Genomic DNA, 22,901 nt, shown 5'->3' on the forward strand with positions numbered 1-22,901 from the left:
TATTTTTAAAAACGTAATTAAACCCAAATATAAGGATTCGACACCAAAAATGAGTTAAAAACACATTTACGAGTATAATTTATAGTAAAACAAAGAATTTTCTGTTAATACTAAAAAGAACCACCAATTCGAAGCGTAAAATTTGGCTTTGAATTGGCGGATTAAATTTTATAAAGAGAAATTATTATTTCATCTGTTGAAATAACCGTTGTAGTCTACTATTTTCTTTAGATTGAAAAGATTCGATTTTTATTATTTTGTCAATGTATCGAATTCGATCCGCTGTTAGGGGATGTGAACTTAAGAATTCAGGTATCACAATGTTATTTTCTTTCTGCAAACGTTTAAAAAGGACTGACATTCCTTTTGGGTTAATTCCATTTGAGGTCACTATTTTAAAACCTTCGATATCAGCTTCATGTTCAAATTCCCTCGAAAAAGACAGCGATTGTAAGGTATTGACATTTTCACCGAGTACTGCCATGACTCCGTTTGCATCTCCTAAAATGGTTGAAATAAATAAATAACCCGATAAATTTCGACACAACATTTTCATGGAATGCCTATGGTTTACATGGGCGACTTCGTGTCCAATTAAACCCGCTAATTCCTCGTAATCTTTCATTGAATCTATAATTCCGGTATACACAACGATGCTGCCATCCGGAAGTGCAAAAGCATTCATTATGTCCGAATCAATTACGGTGAATTTTAATGTTTTTGTGTTTCTTAGTTTCAACTCTTTGGCGAACAGGTTCAACGCTTTTGTTTTCTTGGCGTCAACAGTGCCTAAAAATGTATTTTGCTCAAAAAATGTATTTCCTAATGCATCATCATATACAGCAGGAATTAAGACCACCGATTTTTCGGCTACCCACGGAATAATATATATATAACACAAACCAATAAACCCAAAAATAAACAATGCGAAACCAAGGTGGATTTTAATTCCAAGATTTAAAAGTTTTTGGTACCAACCAATATGTCCATTTTTATTTCTAAAAACAGTCAGGTCGTCGATGAATTGAGCATCTTCAATTTTTAAGCTTTGAACAGGATTGTCCCCATGTTGAAGCTGTAATACCGGCCTTTTTCCATTAAAAACAACGGCAGCAAATTCCCAAGAATACGTTTTATTATAGGCCGTTTCAAAAATAAAAACACCTTTTTCGGTATCAAAATTTAATACCACTTCTTGGGAAACAGAAGATGCGCCATCATAAAAATTTCCAATTATTTTTTCCTTCATCTGCTTACATTACAAAATCTAAGTCCAGAAAATCACTAATATCTTCTCCTGTAGCATCTTTGAAATTCTCTTCTGTTTGCTGAATTGAATACAAATCAATATTTCCGTCTAATTCAATATTATCAAAAAGGTATTTCAATGTTCTTGTAATGACCCATGCGTAACCCAGTCCAAGGGTAAAGATGATAATCAATAAATTGACAACCCCCAATTTGAAGAAATCACCACCTGTTACAGTCGAATTTAATGCGATTTCTTTCCCCTCTTTGTTTAAACTTACATTATTGATATAGTATTCAAAAAGGTCTTTTTGCCACCAAAAAAGATAAATCCCAAGGGTGAAAATCGTTAAAAAATAGCCTTTTAGATTTAACGCGAAATAATCACTGCCATCTCCATTATAATCAAATTCAATATTTCCAAAACGAACATTCCCCAACAAATATTTTCTCAAATTTATTGACATCCAACAACCGTAAATCCCAAAGGTAATTACCGTAAAGAAAATCCATTTGAAGAAATTCACGGTAAGTTCTTTTCGGTCTCCCCTGTATCCAAATCGGATGCCGCGCCATGAGGTTCTTGACATTCTATATCTATATGAACCATGAATGGCTAATGGTAAAATGGCTAAAAATCCAAGATAAAACAAAAGCAATCCCACCAAGGGAAATTTTAGATAAAAGAACATAAATAACAGGCCATAAAGAACGCCAAAAAGAAGGATTGCTTTTACAAAACCTTTAAACATCTCTTTTCCTGTACCGTGAAAAGAAAAAGAATCACCATCTAAAGACGTGGCCCCATAAAGAAACTGAAGTTGTTTGGCCTTAGCCCATGGGTAATAAATTCCCAGAGTAATAACAGTCAAAAGCCAATTGACTATTACAACGCCAAAAAAGTCTTTACCATTTCCCTGAAATTCTAGTTTGTACGTTGAGCGACTTTCCAAAGTGTTTTCCATCATTTTATTATTAGTAATTTGGTTACAATTAAATAGAGTTTAAATATAGATTTAATTTTTATAATGAGGGCACTAAATAGGTTTTTTCTATTTTTGCATTGGTTATAAAAATGATTTCAATTATGGAAAAAGGTTTTTATACACTATCTTTGTCGTTAATTTAGACAAAATCTATATAAGCTATGATAAAAGTTTCTGACACTGCAAGAAAAAAAATCATCGATCTAATGAAAGATGATGGTTTTGATGCTGCAATCGACTATGTAAGAGTTGGTGTAAAAAGCGGCGGATGTTCTGGATTGTCTTATGATTTAAAATTTGATAAAACAAAAAACGAAGATGATAAAATTTTTGTAGACAACGATATAACTATTGCTGTAGAAAAAAAATCTTTTCTGTACTTAGCCGGAACAATATTAGAATTTTCAGGAGGAATAAATGGCAAAGGGTTTGTTTTCAATAACCCAAATGCCAATAGAACTTGTGGCTGCGGAGAGAGTTTCTCTTTGTAAAACATTTAAACAAAAAATTATGTCAAAATATACCGAAGACGACTTAAAAATCGAACTCGAAACTAAAGAGTATGAGTACGGATTTTATACAGATATAGAATCTGATACTTTTCCTATTGGTTTAAATGAAGATATCGTTCGTGCTATTTCACTTCGCAAAGAAGAACCACAATGGATGACCGATTGGCGTATTGAGGCTTTCCGCGCTTGGGAGCAAATGACAGAGCCAGAATGGGCAAATGTTCATTATCCTAAACCGGACTTTCAGGCTATTTCTTATTATTCTGCGCCGCTAAGCAAGGCGAAATATGAAAGTTTAGATGAAGTGGATCCAGAATTATTGGCGACTTTCAAAAAACTTGGAATTTCAATCGATGAACAAAAAATGCTTTCTGGTGTTGCCATGGATATTGTTGTTGACTCCGTTTCAGTAGCGACAACATTCAAGAAAACATTAGGAGAAAAAGGAATTATCTTCTGTTCTATTTCCGAAGCAATTCGTGAATATCCAGAATTAGTCCAAAAATATTTGGGAAGCGTTATTCCTCAAAAAGATAATTTTTATGCCGCATTGAATGCTGCTGTTTTCTCTGACGGTTCTTTTTGCTATATTCCAAAAGGCGTTCGCTGTCCAATGGAATTATCAACCTATTTCCGTATCAATCAAGCCGGAACCGGACAATTCGAAAGAACACTAGTGATTGCAGATGAAGGCAGTTACGTTTCGTATCTTGAAGGTTGCACTGCTCCAAGTCGTGATGAAAATCAATTGCACGCAGCCTGTGTGGAATTAATCGCGATGGACGATGCCGAAATCAAATATTCTACTGTTCAAAACTGGTATCCAGGAAACAAAGAAGGTAAAGGCGGGGTTTTCAACTTTGTAACTAAAAGAGGATTGTGTGAGAAAAACGCAAAAATTTCTTGGACTCAAGTAGAAACCGGTTCTGCTGTAACTTGGAAATATCCATCCTGTATTTTGAAAGGAGATAATTCAGTAGGAGAATTTTATTCAATTGCCGTAACCAATAATTTCCAACAGGCCGATACAGGAACCAAAATGATCCATTTAGGTAAAAACACTAAATCGACCATTATTTCTAAAGGAATTTCTGCTGGAAAATCACAAAATAGTTACCGTGGTCTGGTACAGATTAGCGCTAGAGCTGATAACGCCAGAAACTTTTCACAATGTGATTCGTTGTTAATGGGTAACAATTGTGGAGCGCATACTTTTCCTTATATCGAAAGTAAAAATCCAACGGCAAAAATTGAACATGAGGCTACGACAAGTAAAATTGGCGAAGACCAGGTTTTCTATTGCAACCAACGTGGAATTCCTACCGAAAAAGCCATTGCTTTAATCGTAAATGGTTTTAGTAAAGATGTATTGAATAAGTTACCGATGGAATTCGCAGTAGAAGCACAAAAATTATTAGAAATTTCTCTTGAGGGATCTGTAGGATAACCTTTTTAAGACTTTATAAAAACAAGACATTTATGTTATCAATAAAAAATTTACACGCCTCCATTGGAGACAAAGAAATATTAAAAGGAATCAACCTTGAAGTAAAAGCTGGAGAAATTCACGCGATAATGGGACCAAACGGTGCTGGAAAAAGTACACTGGCTTCAATCATTGCTGGAAACGAAAATTACGAAGTGACTGAAGGTGAAATCTCTTTGGATGGTGAAGACCTTTCTGAATTGGCACCGGAGGAAAGAGCACACAAAGGAGTTTTCTTATCGTTTCAATACCCGGTGGAGATTCCCGGAGTTTCGGTAACCAACTTCATGAGAACTGCCATCAATGAAACTCGTAAAGCAAACGGCCTGGAAGAAATGCCAGCCAACCAAATGTTAAAAGTGATTCGTGAGAAATCAGAGCTATTAGAAATTGACAGAAAATTTCTTTCTCGTTCCTTAAACGAAGGATTTTCTGGTGGCGAGAAAAAACGTAACGAAATTTTCCAAATGGCAATGTTGGAACCAAAATTGGCTATTCTTGATGAAACCGATTCTGGACTTGATATTGATGCGTTACGAATTGTTGCAAATGGTGTTAACAAACTAAAAAGTGACAAAAATGCCATCGTAGTTATCACGCACTACCAAAGATTATTAGACTATATCGTTCCTGATTTCGTTCACGTGCTGTACAATGGAAAAATCGTAAAATCCGGAGGAAAAGAATTAGCGCACGAACTGGAAGAAAAAGGATACGACTGGATTAAACAAGAACAAGAAGCGTAAAATTAGTTTGCAGTTTACAGTTTGCAGTTTGCAAAACTCCAACCTACAACTACCAACTTACAACTACCAAAAATGGAATTAAAAGAAAAATTACTATCGTCTTTTATGGCTTTCGAAGAGCGTATTGATGTTCATTGCGAACTTCATGATGTAAGAACTTCAGCTATAAAAAACTTTGAAAATAAAGGTTTCCCAACCAAAAAAGACGAAGCTTGGAAATATACTTCGTTAAGTGCCATCCTAAAAAATGACTTTACCGTTTTTCCAAAGCAAGAAAGTGCAATTGAATTTAACCAAGTAAAAAAATACTTTTTACACGAAATAGACACGTATAAAGTGGTGTTTATTGATGGTGTTTTTAGTTCACATCTATCGTCTACAACGCACGACGGAATTGATGTTTGTTTGATGTCATCGGCATTGACAAAACCAAAATACAAAATGATCATTGATACCTTTTTTAATAAAATAGCGAGTAAAGATGAAAGTTTAACTTCTTTGAATACGGCTTTCGCCAATGAAGGAGCATATATCCACATTCCAAAAAGTAAAGTGACTGACAAGCCTATTGAGATTATGTATTTCTCAACAGGAAACGAAGTAGCTCTTTTGGTTCAACCAAGAAACTTGATAATTGTAGGTGAAAATTCACATGTTCAAATTATCGAGCGCCATCAAAGTTTAACCGAAAATCCAGTGTTGACAAATTCCGTTACTGAGATTTTTGCTCAAAAACGTGCTATCGTAGATTATTACAAAATTCAAAACGATACGTTAGAAGCGAATCTAATCGACAATACGTACGTTTCCCAACAGAAAGAAAGTCACGTTTCTGTACATACATTCTCTTTTGGAGGAAACTTGACCAGAAACAACTTGAATTTTTATCACTTTGGTGAGCGATTGACAAGTACATTAAACGGAATCACAATTATTGGTGAAAAACAACACGTCGATCATTATACTTTGGTGAAACATTCAGCTCCAAATTGCGAAAGTTTTCAGGATTATAAAGGAATCTATTCCGATCGTTCTACAGGAGTTTTCAACGGAAAAGTGTATGTAGAGAAGGAAGCTCAAAAAACGAATGCCTTCCAAAAAAGCAACAACATATTATTGAGCGACAAAGCAACAATAAATGCAAAACCTCAATTGGAAATTTTTGCTGATGACGTAAAATGTTCTCACGGTTGTACCGTTGGACAATTGGACGAAACGGCAATGTTCTACATGCAAGCACGTGGAATTCCTAAAAAAGAAGCCAAAGCGTTATTGATGTATGCGTTCTCTAATGCGGTTATCGAAAACATTAAAATACCGGAACTAAAAAAACGAATTACCACAATTATCGCCAATAAATTGGGCGTGAAACTAGGATTTGATTTGTAATATTTACAAAATTATTTTTACAAAAGAGCTTTCCTGGGAAGCTCTTTTTTTTGCTTCTTTCTTAATTAATAGGATATAATCTATTGCTCCACACTTCTCACAATCCCACTCAACATCCCGTTAAAATCAAAATCAGGCTCTTCAGTTAAACCCATCCGCACCACTACTAAATCAAGTGACGGAATAATTGCAATCATTTGTCCCTGAAAACCGCTGCAATAATACATATCTCTTGGAACATCAGGAAAGTATCCGCTGCTATTGAGCCAAAAATGCCCGCCATATCTACCGTTTGAAGTATTTGTTGGACTTACCGTATATTTCACCCAACTTTCGTTTAAAATTTGATCGCCATTCCAATTGCCTTTGTGCAAATACAACAAACCAAATTTTGACCAATCTCTGGTCGTTGCCCATCCGTAAGATGAACCTACATAATTCCCTGCCATATCGGTTTCTACGACCATAGAGTTCATGCCTATTTTATCAATCAGTGCCGAATACCAGAAATCCAAATATTCCTGATGCGTTTTGAATTGCTGTCGCAAAATCCCGGAAAGTAAATTTGTCGTTCCGGACGAATAATTCCAATGTGTATTCGGTTTGAATACCGCTGGTTTTTCTAATTGGACACGTGTCATGTCCTCGGCCTCAAAAAGCATTTTAGTGGCGTCACAGATTTGATCATATTTCTCTTCCCATTCCAAACCGGAATTCATGTGAAGCAAATCGTTTGTAGTAATTATTTTGCGTTCATCCTTTTGCCATTCTGCTATTGGGGCGGGTTTATAGATATCATATTTCCCTTGTTTTTGAAGTATTCCAAAAAGCGCACCCGTAACGCTTTTAGTCATAGACCAACCTAATATTTTGCTGGTTTTATCAAAACCGGCACCATATTTTTCAGCGATGATTTTGTCTTTATAAATCACTAAAACGGAACGGGTTCTTTTTTTGATTTCGCCGGCTCTATCAAAAGCATTGGCGACGGCCGCATTTAATCTGGTATAATTAACAGTATTAAAAACCGAGTCTTTGGGTTCGGCATTCCCATATGGAAAAGGCAAATTGTTGTTGCCTTTTGTTCGTTTAGGAACTTCATATCGTTTGGAAACATCAAAATCATCGTTGATTAAAGTCGCTCCCAAACCTTCGCGGTAAATCGCTTTTCGTTCTTTCAAACCATAAACAGAAGCAGCTGCAAATTTTCCGACAGCCTCAATTTTATTTTTTGCCAAATCAATCATATCGATATCATTGTCTCCTTTCTCAATCATTTCCTGGGAACGTTTAGCAATAAAATGCCCTGAAGCAATGCTTTTGGCTGAAAATCCAGAAATCAAATCCAGTTTTGGATAGCTGGTGAATCCAAAATAAAAGATTCCTATAAAAGAGGTAAAACCAACAAACTTGAAAATTTTTTTCATGGCAGCTAATTGTAAAACAATGCAATATAATCCTTTTTTAGCCGCGAATTCACGAATTTTGTTTTAATAAAAACCCGAAATTAATAGAAGTAAATTGGTTGATTCATGGCTAAAACAATTTAGTTTTTATTACTTTTGTATTTAGAAAAATTCTAAATAAAGAAATGTTAGATATAAATAAAATTAGAGCCGACTTCCCAATCCTTTCTCAGAAAGTAAACGGAAAACCATTGGTTTATTTCGACAACGGAGCTACTTCGCAAAAACCACAAGTTGTGATTGATGCGATTTCAAAATATTATCAGGAAATTAATGCTAATATTCATCGTGGCGTTCATACTTTGAGTCAATTAGCAACCGATGCCTACGAGATTTCACGTGGCAAAATCCAAAATCACATCAATGCTGAATTTGCCCATGAAGTACTTTTCACTTCGGGAACGACACACGGAATTAATTTGGTTACCAATGGATTTGCTTCGATTTTAAAACCGGGTGACGAAGTTTTAGTTTCAGCATTGGAACATCACAGTAATATTGTGCCCTGGCAAATGTTGTGTGAGAAAACTGGTGCAACTTTACGCATAATTCCTATGAATGAGGATGGCGAATTGATTATGTCAGCGTATGATGAATTATTGTCTAATAAAACTAAGGTCGTAACGGTAAACCATATTTCGAATGCATTAGGAACTGTCAATCCAATTAAATATATGATTGACAAAGCACATGAAGTTGGGGCAGCGATTTTGATTGACGGAGCACAAGCCGTTCCGCATTTGAAACCAGATGTTCAGGAATTAGATTGTGATTTTTATGCTTTTTCAGGACACAAAATGTGTGGTCCGACAGGAACTGGAATTTTGTACGGAAAAGAAGCTTGGTTGAATAAACTGCCACCGTATCAAGGTGGAGGTGAAATGATCAAGGAAGTGACTTTCGAGAAAACAACTTATGCTGATTTACCCCATAAATTTGAAGCTGGCACCCCAAATATTGCAGGAGGAATTGTTCTTGGAACTGCCGTTGATTATTTGAATACAGTTGGCTTTGAAAACATTCAACAACAAGAAAAAGAATTACTGGAGCATGCAACGCAACGCTTACTAGAAATTAAAGGTCTGAAGATTTTTGGTACATCAGCAGCAAAAACTTCCGTAATTTCGTTCAATATTGAAGGAATTCATCCGTATGATATTGGTACGATAATTGACAAATTAGGAATAGCCGTAAGAACCGGTCACCATTGTGCGCAACCAATTATGAATTTCTTTTGTATTCCAGGAACGATAAGAGCATCATTTGCTTTTTATAACACCAAAGAAGAAATTGACGTTATGGTTGAAGCTATAAAAAAAGCGCAACTCATGTTGTCTTAAAAATTTAAAAATATGAAAATACTGTCTTTATTATTCCTGACAATTTTTCTTGGAAAAGGGTGTGAAGCCCAAAACAAACAAGAAATTGAAACTGCTGTAATTGAATATGTTGCCAACACCAGAGGTTCTTATCAAAAAATAACGGTTAAGAATCGGATGGTAACTGTTTCAAAAGATAGAAGTGGGAACAGCAAACCGATACCGACAAAAATATCGGATGCAGACTGGAAAGAATTAGTGGAATGTTTTAAAACGGTTGAATTAGACAGTTTGGCAAAATTAAAAGCACCTACTGAAAAACGTTTTTATGATGGTGCGCCTATTGCCAATTTAAAAGTCACCTACAAAGACAAAACCTATGAAACGGTTGGTTTTGATCATGGTTTTCCACCAAAAGAAATTAAGAAATTGGTAAATAAAATAACTTCATTAGCTAAAAAGAATAATGAAAATTAAAGATATACAAGAAGAAATCGTTGATGAGTTTTCCATGTTTGATGACTGGGTTGAACGTTATGAATACATCATTGAATTAGGAAAAAATCTTCCTTTAATAAAAGAAGAATTCAAAACAGAAAACAATCTGATAAAAGGCTGCCAATCGAAAGTATGGTTGCAAGGAGAAAAAAATGATGACAAAATTGTTTTCACTGCTGATAGTGATGCCATTTTGACAAAAGGAATTATTGCTATATTGATTCGCACTTTTTCAAATCAAAAAGCATCCGATATTCTAGAAGCCGACATGAGTTTTATTGACGAAATAGGTTTGAAGGAACATTTATCTCCTACACGCGCCAATGGCTTGGTCTCAATGATAAAAAATATAAAAATGTATGCTTTGGCATTCAATACGCAAAACTAAATAAAAATGAAAGAAGCAATTATAGACACTGCCGAATTAGGAGAATCAATCGTAAAAACATTAAAGACTATTTACGATCCGGAGATTCCTGTAGATATTTACGAATTAGGATTGATTTATGATGTAATGGTCAATACGGATTATGAAGTAAAAATCCTGATGACGCTTACTTCTCCAAACTGCCCTGTTGCAGAAAGTTTACCAAGGGAAGTAGAGGAAAAAGTAAAATCAATTACTAATGTAAAAGATGCGGAAGTAGAAATTACTTTTGATCCGCCTTGGAGCAAAGATTTAATGAGTGAAGAAGCAAAATTAGAATTAGGAATGCTTTAGAAAGTATTCAGTTTGCAGTCGCAGTTTTCAGTTTTACAGCTGCGACTGCGACTGCGACTGTAAACCAAAAAAATGGAAGAAATAATAAACAAAGTTGCGAATAGTGTTTTGGAAGTTTTCGATCTCGAAGATTATTATCCAAAAGGGATTCGTACGCAAATTGATATTTCACAATGGCTTTTAGAAGGCTTTTTATTGAAAGAAAAAGACTTTAGGGAGCAGCTAAAAAATCAGGATTGGTCACAATATCAAGATCAGTATGTAGCTATTAATTGTAGTACTGATGCTATTGTTCCTGCTTGGGCTTCTATTTTGGTCGCCATTCAGTTAGCACCATTTGCAAAGAAAATCATTAATGGAACCCTAGAGGATTTAGACGCTTCTCTTTATGAAGAATTATTGCCTAAAATTGATTATTCGGTTTATGAAAACAAGCCTGTTATTATTAAAGGATGTTCCAGAAAACCGGTTCCGATGCGGGCCTATGTATTAGCAGCGCATTATCTACAGCCCTTTGCACGAAGTATTATGTATGGAGAAGCTTGTTCAGCCGTTCCATTATACAAAGCAAGTAAAAAAGAGTAATATACGTTTATTTTATACTTTAAAACGATAATTTAAATTAAACAGACATGAAAAAAATAGTATTTTCTTTATTGTTCCTTTTTTTCCTAATTTCGGTTAATGCGCAAGAAGAAGAAACCGCATCGGACACCACAAAATTTTGGACAAAAAAAGGAAATGTCATTTTACTTTTTAATCAATCTGCTTATAACAGGCAATGGCTTGGCGGCGGAACTTCAAACGTTGCGGGAAATTTTGGTCTTAATTATGATTTCAATTATAAGAATGGCGATGTAAGGTGGGATAATAAATTCATTCTGGCTTATGGTTTAAGCAAAATAAAGGGGGCTGAAAAAACAGCCAAGACGGATGATCGTTTGGAACTAAATTCACTTTGGGGCAAGAAAGCAAAAGGAGAATGGTATTATTCCTTGTTTTTCAATTTCAAAACACAGATGGATTCCGGTTTTGATAAAAATGGGACAAGGATTTCTCATTTTTTCTCTCCCGCTTATTTTCAATTTGGGCCCGGAATGTGGTGGAAAAAAAACAATCATTTAAGTGTCAATTTTTCTCCCGCAACAGCAAAATTCATTTTAGTCCATCCTCATTTCACTGATTTCGGTTCTTCTTTTGGAGTATTACAAGGGGACTCCTCTCGATTTGAATTTGGCGCAAGTATTTCAGGATATTATAAATTCAACATAATGACAAATGTTGGTATTGAAAACAGAATCAATTTATATTCTAATTATTTAGACAATCCACAAAACGTTGATGTAGATTACCAGATGAATATTGTTATGAGAATAAACAAATACTTGTCGGCAAATGTAGCTGTACAGGCAATATACGATGACAATTCAGTACAAGCAGTCCAGGTAAGAGAAGTGTTTGGTTTAGGCATTAATTTCGGTTTATAAAAATTTCACCTGTTATAAAAAAGGACCCTTAAAATTTCTAAAGGTCCATTTTTTTTATTCTATTTGTTCTTCTTTTTCTTCTTTTTCAACTGCATCCTTATAATCCGGATACAAAAACTTATTGTAAGGAAAACGAGTGATGTGAATTTGCCTTACGGCTTCATAAACCCGCTCTCTGAATTCCTCGAAGTTTTCTTTGTGTGTTGCCGAAATAAACAAGGCATTTTGTTGTCCAACCCGATTCATCCAAGTAGCCTTCCATTCTTCCAAAGTAAAATGTCTTGGTGTTTTTTCGGTCATTAAATCATCTTCATCAATAGTCAGTGGTTTGTAGGCATCAATTTTATTAAAAACCATAATAACTGGTTTGTCATTACACTTAATATCCAATAATGTTTTGTTTACAGATTCTATCTGATCCTCAAATTCAGGATGCGAAATATCAACCACATGCAATAACAAATCGGCTTCACGAACCTCATCCAACGTACTTTTGAAAGAATCTACTAGTTGTGTCGGCAATTTTCTAATAAATCCTACTGTATCTGAAAGCAAGAAAGGTAAATTTTTAATCACTACTTTTCGAACAGTAGTATCCAAAGTGGCAAAAAGTTTATTCTCAACAAAAACATCACTTTTCCCAATGGCATTCATTAAAGTTGATTTCCCAACATTGGTGTACCCTACTAAAGCCACACGAACCATTGCGCCACGATTGCCTCGTTGCACGCCCATTTGTTTGTCAATACTTTTTATTTTTTCTTTTAATAATGCGATTCTGTCACGAACAATACGTCTGTCTGTTTCAATCTCGGTTTCCCCTGGTCCACGCATTCCAATTCCCCCTTTTTGACGTTCTAAGTGAGTCCACATTCCCGAAAGTCTTGGTAATAAATATTGACATTGCGCTAATTCCACTTGCGTTCTCGCATACGAAGTTTCGGCGCGTTGTGCAAAAATATCCAGGATTAGGTGCGTTCTATCCAGGATTTTACAATCGATAATTTTAGATATATTTTTTTGTTGGGAAGGTGACAATTCATCATCAAATACCAAAGTAGAGATGTCATTCTCTTTAACAAAAAGATTGATTTCCTCTATTTTTCCTGTTCCAACAAAAGTCTTGGGATTTGGGCGTTCCATTTTTTGAGAAAAACGTTTTACCACTTGACCCCCAGCGGTAAAAGTCAAAAACTCTAATTCGTCAAGATATTCGTTTAGTTTCTCTTCACTTTGATTTTGAGTTACAATACCGACTATAGCCGTTTTTTCGAAATTTATTACTTCTTTTTCTAACATGTCTTTGAATAAGCTACAAATTTAATGATTTGTAGGGGACTTATGTTGTTCTGAGTTTATAAAAAGTCAGAAGCCGTGAATAATGATAGTTTTTAGAAACAAAAAAATAGTATTCTTTGTTATTACCCTTCGCCAGATGAAAAATAAAAATCATTAAATCCTTTGTAAAGCATGATTTTTATTAAGTGATTACCATCCCTGTTGTAGCAGTTAATTTGGATTTTTAAGTATTTTTACATGAATTTAATCCAATTTGAATGAATCGATTTTTGACATTAATTAGTGTATTGCTATTTCCCGTTCTTCTTGTTGCTCAAAATAATTTCGATTCGTTATTGAACGAGTTGGATAGGACTGTAAATAATTACCAGTTTTATTCGGATAAAAAAGAGAATGAAATAAACAAACTCAAAGGACTGCTGAAATACATTTCCACTGATCTTCAAAAATATGAGATTTATGGTAAATTATATTCTGAATATAAATCGTATCAATCAGACTCAGCATTGATTTATGCAAGGAGCGGTTTTCAAATAGCAAAAAAATTAAATGATGACAGAAAGCTAAATGATGCCAGATTAAATCTAGCTTCCATAATGGGAACATTAGGAATGTATAAAGAAGCGACAGATATTCTCAATAAAATCAATATCAATACTTCCCCAGACCTAAAAGGATATTATTTTACCGTAAATAGTGCAGTCTACGGATATATGTCCGATTATGCAGCTTCGCTTCAGGAAAAAGAAAAGTATATTTTACTAACAAAGAAGTACCGTGACTCTTTATTAAACTTCTACCCTCCCCAATCAAGCCCTTACATCATGGCTAAATCCAGTAGGCTTATTGACGCTGGAAAGCACAATGAGACGCTTCATTTATTACTGAACTATTTTCCGAATATTGCTCATAATAGTCCTGATCGGGCCGTTATTGCCTATATAATTTCACAAGGGTATCACAAGAAAAAAAACCATGAACAAGAGAAAAAATGGTTGATAATTTCTGCTATTTCCGACTTGCAGCTGGCCAAAAAGGAATATATTTCGTTACGTTCTTTGGCTTTTCTAATGTATGAAAGCGGAGATATAGGCCGAGCTTACCTATATATAAAACGTTCACTGGAAGATGCGCTTTTTTGTAATGCCCGTTTAAGAACTTACGAAATATCTAAGATGATGCCCATTATCAACGAGGCCTATCAAAAACAAAATGAAACCAATCGACTTCAATTAATTGTGTTTTTACTAAGTGCCAGTATATTGTCCTTATTCTTGTTGGTGGTGCTTTCTTTACTTTTTAAGCAAATGAAGAAATTATCCAGAGCGAAAAAGGATTTAAGTTTGGCCAACATCCAACTTTCGGAATTGAACAAGGAATTAAATACATTCAATGAAAAATTGAATGAGACAAATTATACGCTGACGGAAGCAAACCTTTTAAAGGAAATATACATCGGCCGTTATATGGATCAGTGTTCAGACTATATAGCCAAGTTCGACGAATACCGCCGAAAATTGAATGTAATGGCGACTACAGGAAAAATGAATGATCTGATAAGTGCCGTAAAATCAAAACAGTTTATTGAAAATGAGCTTAAAGAGTTCTATACTAATTTCGACAAAACATTCTTAAAACTCTTTCCTAATTTTATCGAAGAATTTACAAAATTATTGGTTGATGATGAAGTAACACAATTGAAGGAAGGGGAACTGCTTAATACTGAATTAAGAATCTTTGCACTCATCCGTTTGGGCATAAAGGATAGTGCAAAAATATCAATATTCCTTCGTTATTCTGTATCCACCATCTACAATTACCGTTCCCAACTTAAAAATAAAGCAGCAGGTCCACGTGAGGAATTTGAAGCAAAAGTAATGCATATAGGAACCAATTTAAAATAGAAAAAATCTATTTTTTAAAGGGGTCTTCAGGTTTAAAGCAATCTTGAAGACCTTTTTTTTATTATAAATTCACCACTTTTTTTAAACAATAAAATTACGTAATAATCAGTTATTAAGCATATTGCATCTTTAAAATAAAAATTCAATCTACTTATTTATAATGATGAAAACATATAGTGCATAAAGAGTTTACTTTTACTATCTCGAAATTTGAAATAGGGATTAAAACTTTGAGTTTTTCAATAAATCGATTTCGTGAAAAATCATATTTACCAAATTCTATTACCAAACCTGAAATTAATTATTAAATTCTATTTTAAAAAATGAAACATTTTCTTTTTACAGCCCTACTATGGCTAACCTTCTTTAACAGCGCTAATTCACAGCAGTTAAAATCACCAAATGAAAAATTTGTAATGGAGTTTTCATTACAAAATGACGGAACACCTAGTTATAGTTTAAATTACAAAGGTAAAGCAGTTGTAAAACCAAGTAAATTAGGTCTTGAGCTAAAAAATGATAAAAAGTCATTGCTAAATGATTTTTCAGTTATTGACACTAAGACGTCAACTTTTGATGAAACATGGAAACCGGTTTGGGGAGAAGTTGCTTCAATTCGTAATCATTATAACGAATTGGCAGTTACATTAAATCAAAAAGGAACCGACAGACAAATTATTATTCGTTTCCGTCTCTTTGACGATGGTCTTGGATTTCGTTATGAATTCCCTTCGCAAAAAAACCTTACTTACTTTGTAATCAAAGAAGAAAGAACCCAATTTGCGATGGCAGGCGATCACACTGCCTTTTGGATTCCTGGTGATTATGACACACAAGAATATGATTATACCACATCAAAATTGTCAGAAATAAGAGGATTAACCGAGAAAGCAAAAACTGCCAATGTATCGCAAACTTCTTTTTCTCCGACAGGAGTTCAAACCTCACTAATGCTAAAAACAAGTGACGGATTGTATATCAATATACACGAAGCGGCATTAATTAATTATTCTTGTATGCATTTGAATCTGGATGATAAAAACATGGTATTTGAATCATGGTTGACACCAGATGCCAAAGGAGACAAAGGATACATGCAGGCTCCTAGCCATTCTCCCTGGCGTACCTTAATTGTCAGTGATGACGCCAGAGCTATTCTTGCTTCAAAAATGACTTTGAATTTGAACGACCCTTGTAAAATAGAAGATACTTCCTGGATAAAACCAGTTAAATATGTAGGAGTATGGTGGGAAATGATTACTGGAAAAAGCTCATGGGCGTACACGGATGAATTCCCGACGGTACAACTTGGGGTTACCGATTTTGCAAAAGCAAAACCAAATGGCAAACACGGTGCGAATAACGCCAATGTAAAAAAATATATTGATTTTGCAGCTAAAAACGGTTTTGATGCCGTATTAGTAGAGGGCTGGAACGAAGGTTGGGAAGACTGGTTCGGACACTCAAAAGATTATGTTTTTGATTTTTTAACCCCCTATCCAGATTTTGATGTTAAAGGTTTGCATGAATATGCAAAATCAAAAGGAATCAAAATGATTATGCACCATGAAACTTCAGGTTCCGTTCGTAACTACGAGCGTCATATGGATAAAGCTTATCAATTTATGAAAGACAATGGATACGATGCTGTAAAAAGTGGTTATGTAGGTGATATTCTGCCAAGAGGCGAAAATCATTATAACCAATGGATTGTAAATCATTACCAATACGCAGTAGAAAAAGCAGCCGAATATAAAATTATGGTCAATGCTCACGAGGCTATTCGCCCAACGGGTATTTGTAGAACGTATCCAAATTTAATTGGTAATGAGGCCGCAAGAGGAACAGAATATCAGTCTTTTGGGGGTTCTAAACCAAATCACGTAACGGTATTGCCTTTTACACGTTTAGTAGGCGGACCTATGGATTATACACCTGGTATTTTTGAAATGGATTTAAGCAAAATTAATCCTAGCAATACATCGCACGTAAACAGTACGATTGCTAATCAGCTGGCGTTATATGTAACCATGTACAGTCCGCTGCAGATGGCAGCCGATTTACCTGAAAATTACGACCGGTTTGCTGACGCTTTCCAATTTATTAAGGATGTAGCTGTAGATTGGAGTGATAGTAAATACCTGGAAGCAGAACCAGGTCAATATGTCAGCGTTGCCCGTAAAGCAAAAGCAACCAATAACTGGTTTATTGGTAATGTAAACGGAGAAAATCCTCGAACTTCAACTATCAAATTTGATTTCTTGGAAAAAGGAAAAACATATGTAGCGACCATTTATGCAGATGCCAAGGATGCGCACTATAAAACAAATCCCCAAGCATATACTATTCGTAAAATAACAGTGACCAGCAAATCAAAACTGGCACAGTTCAGTGCTCCAGGCGGAGGTTATGCTATAAGTATAGTTGAAACAAAAAAATAATTAAAAACAAAAAGGCTGTCTAAAATTTAGACAGCCTTTTTGTTTTTTAATAAATCGGGGAGTTCTCTGAATGCTAACTGTTCTGAGAACCTTTCTAAAACTATTCGTAAAAATAATTTTTTTCGGTTTTTAACATTCCCTTTTCCTGTGAAAGAGAATACGATATTGGATAATTTAAATTATTGTATTTGTATTTCCCATATTCGCTGATCTGATTTGCCGAAGTAGATATAAAGCTCAATTCATTATTATTAGATATCGATTGAAAATCAAACTCTTCTTCAAGAAAAGAAACTATTGGCATAGTTCTGTCCAAATATATTTTTTACTATTAACAAATCAGCTGAATTTTTATCATCAAAGGTATAATCCTTTATTGATTTATCCCCAAGCAATCCTTTGTGTCTGACAATATTATCTTTGGCATACACATACTCTATTTTATTAATAATTTGTTGATTTCTATCTCGTGAAGAACGTCTGACAACGAGACCATTCTCAACAATATATTCAATGTCTTCAGTTAAAGTTTGGTGGCTGTTGCTTTTTTTAGTTGAGGCTTTAGCCCTTGCTCCCTCATACGTTATACTAACTGTTTTGGTAACAAGTTCACCACCTTCCTCGAATTTTTTAACAAAGGTAACAAGTCGTTGCTGTTTGTCATAACCGTAGTTTACCACCTCTTTCCAGTTGCTTCCTTCTCTTCCTTTGACGGTCATGTCTAATAATCCCTGTAGATTATAAAAAAAACTTTGGGTAACGTCCGAAGTTTTAATTGACTGAAGTTTTCCTCCTTCAAATAAGATGGATTTGTTTACAATTTCGCCACTTTTTAAATTTCGGAAATTTGTTTTTACAATATTAATTTTTTTCAATTTAATTGAATTTTCCTGGACTTGACTTTGGGTCAAACTTGGGAAGGCCATCATAAATATGGCAATAATGTAGATTTTCATATGGGATTTATATTGATTTGGGATTGCCAAAATACAAAAACCAATCAAAGCATAAAATTTTTTACCGTTTGAAATTTACATTCTGAAGCATTCAAATTGACAATCAATATATTACCCCTAAAAAAAAATCGAATTATAGAGTAGACATTAATCCTCCGTTACAAAACACCATCCAAAGCCAAATAGCTACCGGAACCGAGATGTTTGAAAGCGACGAGATAAATCTATCCTTCGGGACCTTAATTTACTGAAATAAGTTTTATTTCAAAAATAAGTACAGACCCTCCAGGAATGGTACTGTAATCATTATTCCCATAGCCTAGATGAGCCGGTACTAAAAGGATACCGCTACCACCTTCTTTAAAATAAGTGATCCCTTCTGTCCAGCCTTTTATGACTTGTTGTAAACCAAACGAAAGACCATCGCTATTTTGATCAAACACAGAACCATCTGTAAAATAGCCCTTGTACGCTACTTTTACATTAGAAGTCTGCGTAGGCTGCGCTCCAGTACCCGGATCATTAATCACATAATACAACCCTGTATCGCTTCTTTGAGCAGTTAAATGATTTTTTGCTATATAAGCAATAATATCTTTTTCGTTTTGGGCAACATGGTCTATTTCTTTGTCCTTGGAACGGGCAAATATAGTGAAATTCATACTAGAGCTATAATGAAAATAGTCTCAATTCTCAACGGGTTTACTTTGAAAGAAAAATGGTATAGTGGTCGGCTGTGTTTTATAAAACCAGGATGTAGTTGTCCTAAAAACTAATCTTGAATTGCCTTAATTCTGGAAACCATTACTGCAATAAAAAATCCAAAAATACCAATGAAAGCAAATGAAAATCGCAAACCAAATGCCTCGGCTATATAACCAATTATAGGCGGTCCCATTAAAAAACCCAGGAAACTTACGCTGGAAACAGCTGTTAAGGCTTCGCCTGTTGGGATTGTTGGATGTTTTCCTGCAATACTATAAAGGGTCGGTATAATAGTAGAAACCCCTAATCCAACAAACATAAAAGCGATCGTTGACGGAATTATGAACGGGAAGAATACGGCAGTAAATAAGCCCGTAGAAATCATACAACCGCTGATTTGCATTACTGTTTTTCGTCCAAATTTATGAGTTAATCTATCTCCAAAAAAACGGCCGCTTGCCATCATAATCATAAAAGAAGTATAGCCTAAAATCACCAATGGTCCAGGTGCTTTGACGATATCTTTGAAGTAAACACCGCTCCAATCAAACATAACACCTTCGCTTGCCATACAACAAAACCCGATTACCCCCAACCAAACTAGGGAACTATCTGGTTTTCTGAATCCTTTTTTCTTTTCGGTTCGTATCGTTTCTTTGGCTTTAATTAAGAATTTGAAATTAAAAGCCACTAACAAAGCTGCGATTGACGCAACGATTAGAAAATGTGTATACGTATTGAGTTGTAGCGCCAACATTCCCAAGCCTACTAAAGCCCCGGTAAATCCGGCTAAACTCCACATGCCATGAAAAGAGGACATGATTGTTCTTTTGAAAAGTCCTTCTGTGTAGACTCCCTGTGTATTTACGGATATGTTGGTTAAGTTTGCAAAAATTCCAAAAACAAATAGTCCAAGACCAAGTTGCCAAGCATTTTGGACTAATCCTAAATTGGTCAAACTAAAGGCATACATTAAAATAGAATAAGGAAGAATGCGATGGCTGCCAAAACGAGTAACTAGCTTTCCTGAAAAGGACATCATGGTTAATTGTCCTAACGGAATGGCAAATAAAATAGTTCCTAAACTTCCTTCGCTAAGATGTAAAGTAGTTTTGATATCCGGAATTCGGCTGGCCCAAGTAGCAAAACACAAACCCATACCAAAATAAAACATAGATACTGCCCATCGAATTCTGTTCAAATAAGAAATCTTAGCATCTTTGTACGTTTTCTTGTATTTTCCTTTCGCTTTGAATCTGCCTAAAAAGTTTAAATCTATCAAAAGAATTGGATTTTATAATTTTACAAGACAAAAGTACAAAAAGCAATCGTTCATTACGTCGAAACAACACATTTACGAAAAAAATACATCGTTATTGTTTATAAAAAAGCAGTATTGTTACTTTTTAAAAAGTGATATCCGCAGATTAACTGATTTTCAAAATTTTTATAGAAATCTGCTAATCGCGGATAAATTGCTGAAATTTGTGGATAGAACCTATAAATCAATTACTTTCTTTTGAGCATTACTTTGTATTGCGGCTTCAATAATTTGCATAACATGAACCCCATCCTGGGCAGTTACAGGCTCTGGCGTATCGTTTGAAATGGAATTGTAAACACCATCAAAATAATCGTAATAATTGCCTTGAAGTGTTGGTACATTTTCAACTAAAACGTCAGCATGAATCTCGGTATGAAGCAATCCTTCTTTACCCTTAGCTTCCTTTCCCCAAGTGTCGCGATTTGGTTTTTTTCCAAGCTTCAAATCATCTTCCTGCACATCGCCACGGGGCTTCAGAAAAGAACCTTTTTTACCATGAACCACAAACGCAGGGACAGCTTCTCTGACAAAAAATCCCGCTTTCAATCGGACACGAAAATCAGCATAATACAACAAAATGTCTATATAATCATCTACCAAAGAATGTGCTCTGGTGATTCTGATATCAGCAAAAACAGATTCAGGCAAACCAAATAAGCACAATGCCTGATCAATTAAATGAGGTCCTAAATCCTTTAGAATTCCTGCGCCTGAATTAGCAGTTTCTTTATGTGATTTTGGACTCAAAAGTGGATTATAACGGTCGAAATGGAATTCAGCTTCCACGATTTCTCCTAATTTTTTATCTAAAATAATTTCCTGAACAGTTTTGAAATCGCTGTCCCACCTTCTGTTTTGGAAAACGGCTAACTTCACCCCTCTTTCTTTTGCCAAAGCAGCTAATTCCTGAGCCTGAGCAACGGTTGTAGTAAATGCTTTTTCGACAATGGCGTGTTTTCCGGCAAGCAATACTTTTTTGGCATATTCATAATGCGTATCCACTGGCGTATTTACTATTACCAGATCAACATCGTCTTCGAGTAAAGCCTCCATCGTGGCATAACTTTTAACCGAGGGGTAATCTTCCCGTATCAATTTTTTGCTTCTTTCCCACGAACCAATCAGTTCAAATCCCGAATGAAATGATATAAACGGAGCATGGAATACTTTTCCAGACATTCCGTAGGAAAGTAAAGCAGTTCTTATTTTTTGCATGTGCTGTTTTTTAAGTCGGATACGAATTTATAACTTTTAATTTAAAACTTAGAAAGGGGTTACGTTATTTTATTCGGGCTCTTTCATATTGTTTCGGCCATTGAATATCCGCATGAAGTTCCTGGGCAAATGTCAGTCCCAAGTTCGGATTTCTAAGCGATTCTCTTGCGAACAAAATCAAATCCGCTTTTCCATTTGCAATTATTTCTTCTGCCTGACTTGGTGCTGTGATTAATCCTACTGCACCTGTCATAACTGCAGACTCTTTTTTTATTCTTTCTGCAAAGGGAACCTGATAACCGGGTCCCAGCGAAATTTGCTGGTATGACACCAATCCACCTGAAGAAACATCAATCAAATCTACTCCTTTCTCTTTTAGTATTTTTGAAAGTTGCACAGATTCTTCGATATTCCATCCGCCTTCCGCCCAATCCGTGGCGGAGATTCTAACAAACAAAGGCAGGTATTCCACCCATTCCGATTGTACGGCTTCAACAACATCTAAAGTTAAACGAATTCGATTTTCGAAACTTCCTCCGTATTCATCCGTTCTAAAATTAGATAATGGCGAAAGAAACTGATGTAATAAATATCCATGAGCCGCATGAATTTCCAACACTTGAAAACCTGCTTGCACCGCTCTTTTGGCAGTCGCTTTAAAGTCCGAAATCACTTTTTGAATTCCCGTTTTATCTAATGCGACTGGTGCTTTTTCGTTGTCATTATAAGCGATAGCACTTGGCGCAACAGTATCCCAACAGCCTTGAGTTTCATCTAATTTCTTTCCTCCGTTCCATGGTGATGCGACACTTGCTTTCCTCCCGGCATGCGCTAATTGTATTCCGGGAACTGAATTTTGACTGATAATAAAACGATTAATACATTGCATTTTTTCGATCTGCTCATCTTTCCAAAGTCCTAAATCTTCGGGAGAAATTCTTCCTTCGGGAGAAACCGCAGTCGCTTCCTGAATGATTAATGCTGCACCGCCTGAAGCACGACTACCCAGATGAACGAGATGCCAATCATTAGCAAAACCGTCTTTTGACGAATATTGGCACATTGGAGAAATAACGATTCTATTTTTAAGCGTGATATTTTTTATTTGAAGTGGTGAAAATAATTTTGAAGACATACTCTTTATTTTTAATACATATTAAATGAAGATAACGAAAAATCCGTTTCAAAAAAGTAAAGTT

General features: G+C 35.2%; 22 protein-coding genes. 12 read left to right on the forward strand and 10 right to left on the reverse strand.

Annotated elements, in window-relative coordinates; all coding sequences use genetic code 11:
* Window positions 1–184: 184 nt before the first annotated feature.
* Window positions 185–1,249, reverse strand: coding sequence for a M48 family metallopeptidase (locus tag ACNQGH_RS01935; protein WP_417954286.1), 1,065 nt, complete (start codon window positions 1,247–1,249; stop codon window positions 185–187).
* A 4-nt stretch (window positions 1,250–1,253) separates the two neighbouring features.
* Window positions 1,254–2,216 carry a YjgN family protein gene (locus ACNQGH_RS01940; RefSeq protein ID WP_417954287.1) on the reverse strand — a complete coding sequence of 321 codons (963 nt, stop codon included), beginning with the start codon at window positions 2,214–2,216 and terminating at the stop codon, window positions 1,254–1,256.
* Window positions 2,217–2,395: 179 nt separating this feature from the next.
* Here ACNQGH_RS01940 and ACNQGH_RS01945 point away from each other — a divergent pair, with 179 nt between their 5' ends.
* The 4 genes from ACNQGH_RS01945 to sufD all read left to right on the forward strand — a co-directional run bounded on the left by ACNQGH_RS01945 (window position 2,396) and on the right by sufD (window position 6,367).
* Window positions 2,396–2,725, forward strand: coding sequence for a HesB/IscA family protein (locus ACNQGH_RS01945; RefSeq protein ID WP_114753489.1), 330 nt, complete (start codon window positions 2,396–2,398; stop codon window positions 2,723–2,725).
* Window positions 2,726–2,744: 19 nt separating this feature from the next.
* A complete protein-coding gene (gene sufB, locus ACNQGH_RS01950; RefSeq protein ID WP_417954288.1) occupies window positions 2,745–4,193 on the forward strand; it encodes a Fe-S cluster assembly protein SufB in 1,449 nt (482 codons plus the stop codon).
* 32 nt (window positions 4,194–4,225) lie between these two features.
* Complete coding sequence (gene sufC / locus ACNQGH_RS01955; protein ID WP_417954289.1) at window positions 4,226–4,978, forward strand: Fe-S cluster assembly ATPase SufC; 753 nt, start codon at window positions 4,226–4,228, stop codon at window positions 4,976–4,978.
* A 72-nt stretch (window positions 4,979–5,050) separates the two neighbouring features.
* On the forward strand, window positions 5,051–6,367 hold the full coding sequence (sufD, locus tag ACNQGH_RS01960; RefSeq protein WP_417954290.1) for a Fe-S cluster assembly protein SufD: 1,317 nt from the start codon (window positions 5,051–5,053) through the stop codon (window positions 6,365–6,367).
* An 80-nt stretch (window positions 6,368–6,447) separates the two neighbouring features.
* Here sufD and ACNQGH_RS01965 read toward each other — a convergent pair whose 3' ends face one another.
* The gene (locus ACNQGH_RS01965; protein ID WP_417954291.1) at window positions 6,448–7,794 is read right to left on the reverse strand and encodes a serine hydrolase domain-containing protein; all 1,347 of its coding nucleotides are present in this window, start codon (window positions 7,792–7,794) and stop codon (window positions 6,448–6,450) included.
* A 164-nt stretch (window positions 7,795–7,958) separates the two neighbouring features.
* On the opposite strand from ACNQGH_RS01965, the gene ACNQGH_RS01970 reads away from it, so the two are divergent.
* The 6 genes from ACNQGH_RS01970 (at window position 7,959) to ACNQGH_RS01995 (ending at window position 11,858) form a co-directional block, all read left to right on the forward strand.
* Window positions 7,959–9,173, forward strand: coding sequence for an aminotransferase class V-fold PLP-dependent enzyme (locus ACNQGH_RS01970; RefSeq protein WP_417954292.1), 1,215 nt, complete (start codon window positions 7,959–7,961; stop codon window positions 9,171–9,173).
* 12 nt (window positions 9,174–9,185) lie between these two features.
* Window positions 9,186–9,629 (forward strand): hypothetical protein, encoded by a 444-nt coding sequence (locus ACNQGH_RS01975; RefSeq protein WP_417954293.1) that lies wholly within the window; start codon window positions 9,186–9,188, stop codon window positions 9,627–9,629.
* Window positions 9,619–10,038 carry a SufE family protein gene (locus tag ACNQGH_RS01980; RefSeq protein WP_417954294.1) on the forward strand — a complete coding sequence of 140 codons (420 nt, stop codon included), beginning with the start codon at window positions 9,619–9,621 and terminating at the stop codon, window positions 10,036–10,038. Before ACNQGH_RS01975 ends, ACNQGH_RS01980 begins: the two co-directional genes overlap by 11 nt.
* 6 nt (window positions 10,039–10,044) lie before the next feature.
* Window positions 10,045–10,371 (forward strand): SUF system Fe-S cluster assembly protein, encoded by a 327-nt coding sequence (locus ACNQGH_RS01985; RefSeq protein ID WP_417954295.1) that lies wholly within the window; start codon window positions 10,045–10,047, stop codon window positions 10,369–10,371.
* A gap of 72 nt (window positions 10,372–10,443) precedes the next feature.
* Complete coding sequence (locus ACNQGH_RS01990; RefSeq protein ID WP_417954296.1) at window positions 10,444–10,956, forward strand: DUF2480 family protein; 513 nt, start codon at window positions 10,444–10,446, stop codon at window positions 10,954–10,956.
* Between the two features lie 47 nt (window positions 10,957–11,003).
* Complete coding sequence (locus tag ACNQGH_RS01995; protein WP_417954297.1) at window positions 11,004–11,858, forward strand: DUF3078 domain-containing protein; 855 nt, start codon at window positions 11,004–11,006, stop codon at window positions 11,856–11,858.
* Between the two features lie 54 nt (window positions 11,859–11,912).
* Here the strand turns inward: ACNQGH_RS01995 and hflX are convergent, their stop codons facing one another.
* The gene (gene hflX / locus ACNQGH_RS02000) at window positions 11,913–13,157 is read right to left on the reverse strand and encodes a GTPase HflX (RefSeq protein ID WP_417954298.1); all 1,245 of its coding nucleotides are present in this window, start codon (window positions 13,155–13,157) and stop codon (window positions 11,913–11,915) included.
* Between the two features lie 257 nt (window positions 13,158–13,414).
* On the opposite strand from hflX, the gene ACNQGH_RS02005 reads away from it, so the two are divergent.
* The gene (locus ACNQGH_RS02005; protein ID WP_417954299.1) at window positions 13,415–15,061 is read left to right on the forward strand and encodes a DUF6377 domain-containing protein; all 1,647 of its coding nucleotides are present in this window, start codon (window positions 13,415–13,417) and stop codon (window positions 15,059–15,061) included.
* 323 nt (window positions 15,062–15,384) lie between these two features.
* Window positions 15,385–17,502 carry a glycoside hydrolase family 97 protein gene (locus ACNQGH_RS02010; RefSeq protein WP_417954300.1) on the forward strand — a complete coding sequence of 706 codons (2,118 nt, stop codon included), beginning with the start codon at window positions 15,385–15,387 and terminating at the stop codon, window positions 17,500–17,502.
* A 100-nt stretch (window positions 17,503–17,602) separates the two neighbouring features.
* On the opposite strand, the gene ACNQGH_RS02015 is transcribed toward ACNQGH_RS02010, so the two are convergent.
* From ACNQGH_RS02015 to ACNQGH_RS02040, 6 genes are all read right to left on the reverse strand, one after another.
* Complete coding sequence (locus ACNQGH_RS02015; protein WP_417954301.1) at window positions 17,603–17,806, reverse strand: hypothetical protein; 204 nt, start codon at window positions 17,804–17,806, stop codon at window positions 17,603–17,605.
* The gene (locus tag ACNQGH_RS02020) at window positions 17,784–18,458 is read right to left on the reverse strand and encodes a hypothetical protein (protein WP_417954302.1); all 675 of its coding nucleotides are present in this window, start codon (window positions 18,456–18,458) and stop codon (window positions 17,784–17,786) included. Before ACNQGH_RS02020 ends, ACNQGH_RS02015 begins: the two co-directional genes overlap by 23 nt.
* Before the next feature lie 239 nt (window positions 18,459–18,697).
* A complete protein-coding gene (locus ACNQGH_RS02025) occupies window positions 18,698–19,120 on the reverse strand; it encodes an FKBP-type peptidyl-prolyl cis-trans isomerase (RefSeq protein WP_417954303.1) in 423 nt (140 codons plus the stop codon).
* Between the two features lie 110 nt (window positions 19,121–19,230).
* Entirely contained in the window at window positions 19,231–20,445 is a 1,215-nt protein-coding gene (locus ACNQGH_RS02030; protein WP_417954304.1) for an MFS transporter, read from the reverse strand.
* A gap of 216 nt (window positions 20,446–20,661) precedes the next feature.
* Window positions 20,662–21,702 (reverse strand): Gfo/Idh/MocA family oxidoreductase, encoded by a 1,041-nt coding sequence (locus ACNQGH_RS02035; protein WP_417954305.1) that lies wholly within the window; start codon window positions 21,700–21,702, stop codon window positions 20,662–20,664.
* A 64-nt stretch (window positions 21,703–21,766) separates the two neighbouring features.
* Window positions 21,767–22,837 carry an NADH:flavin oxidoreductase/NADH oxidase gene (locus ACNQGH_RS02040; RefSeq protein WP_417954306.1) on the reverse strand — a complete coding sequence of 357 codons (1,071 nt, stop codon included), beginning with the start codon at window positions 22,835–22,837 and terminating at the stop codon, window positions 21,767–21,769.
* Window positions 22,838–22,901: the final 64 nt, after the last annotated feature.

It is taken from the genome of Flavobacterium kochi (genome assembly GCF_048286715.1).
GTDB lineage: Bacteria > Bacteroidota > Bacteroidia > Flavobacteriales > Flavobacteriaceae > Flavobacterium.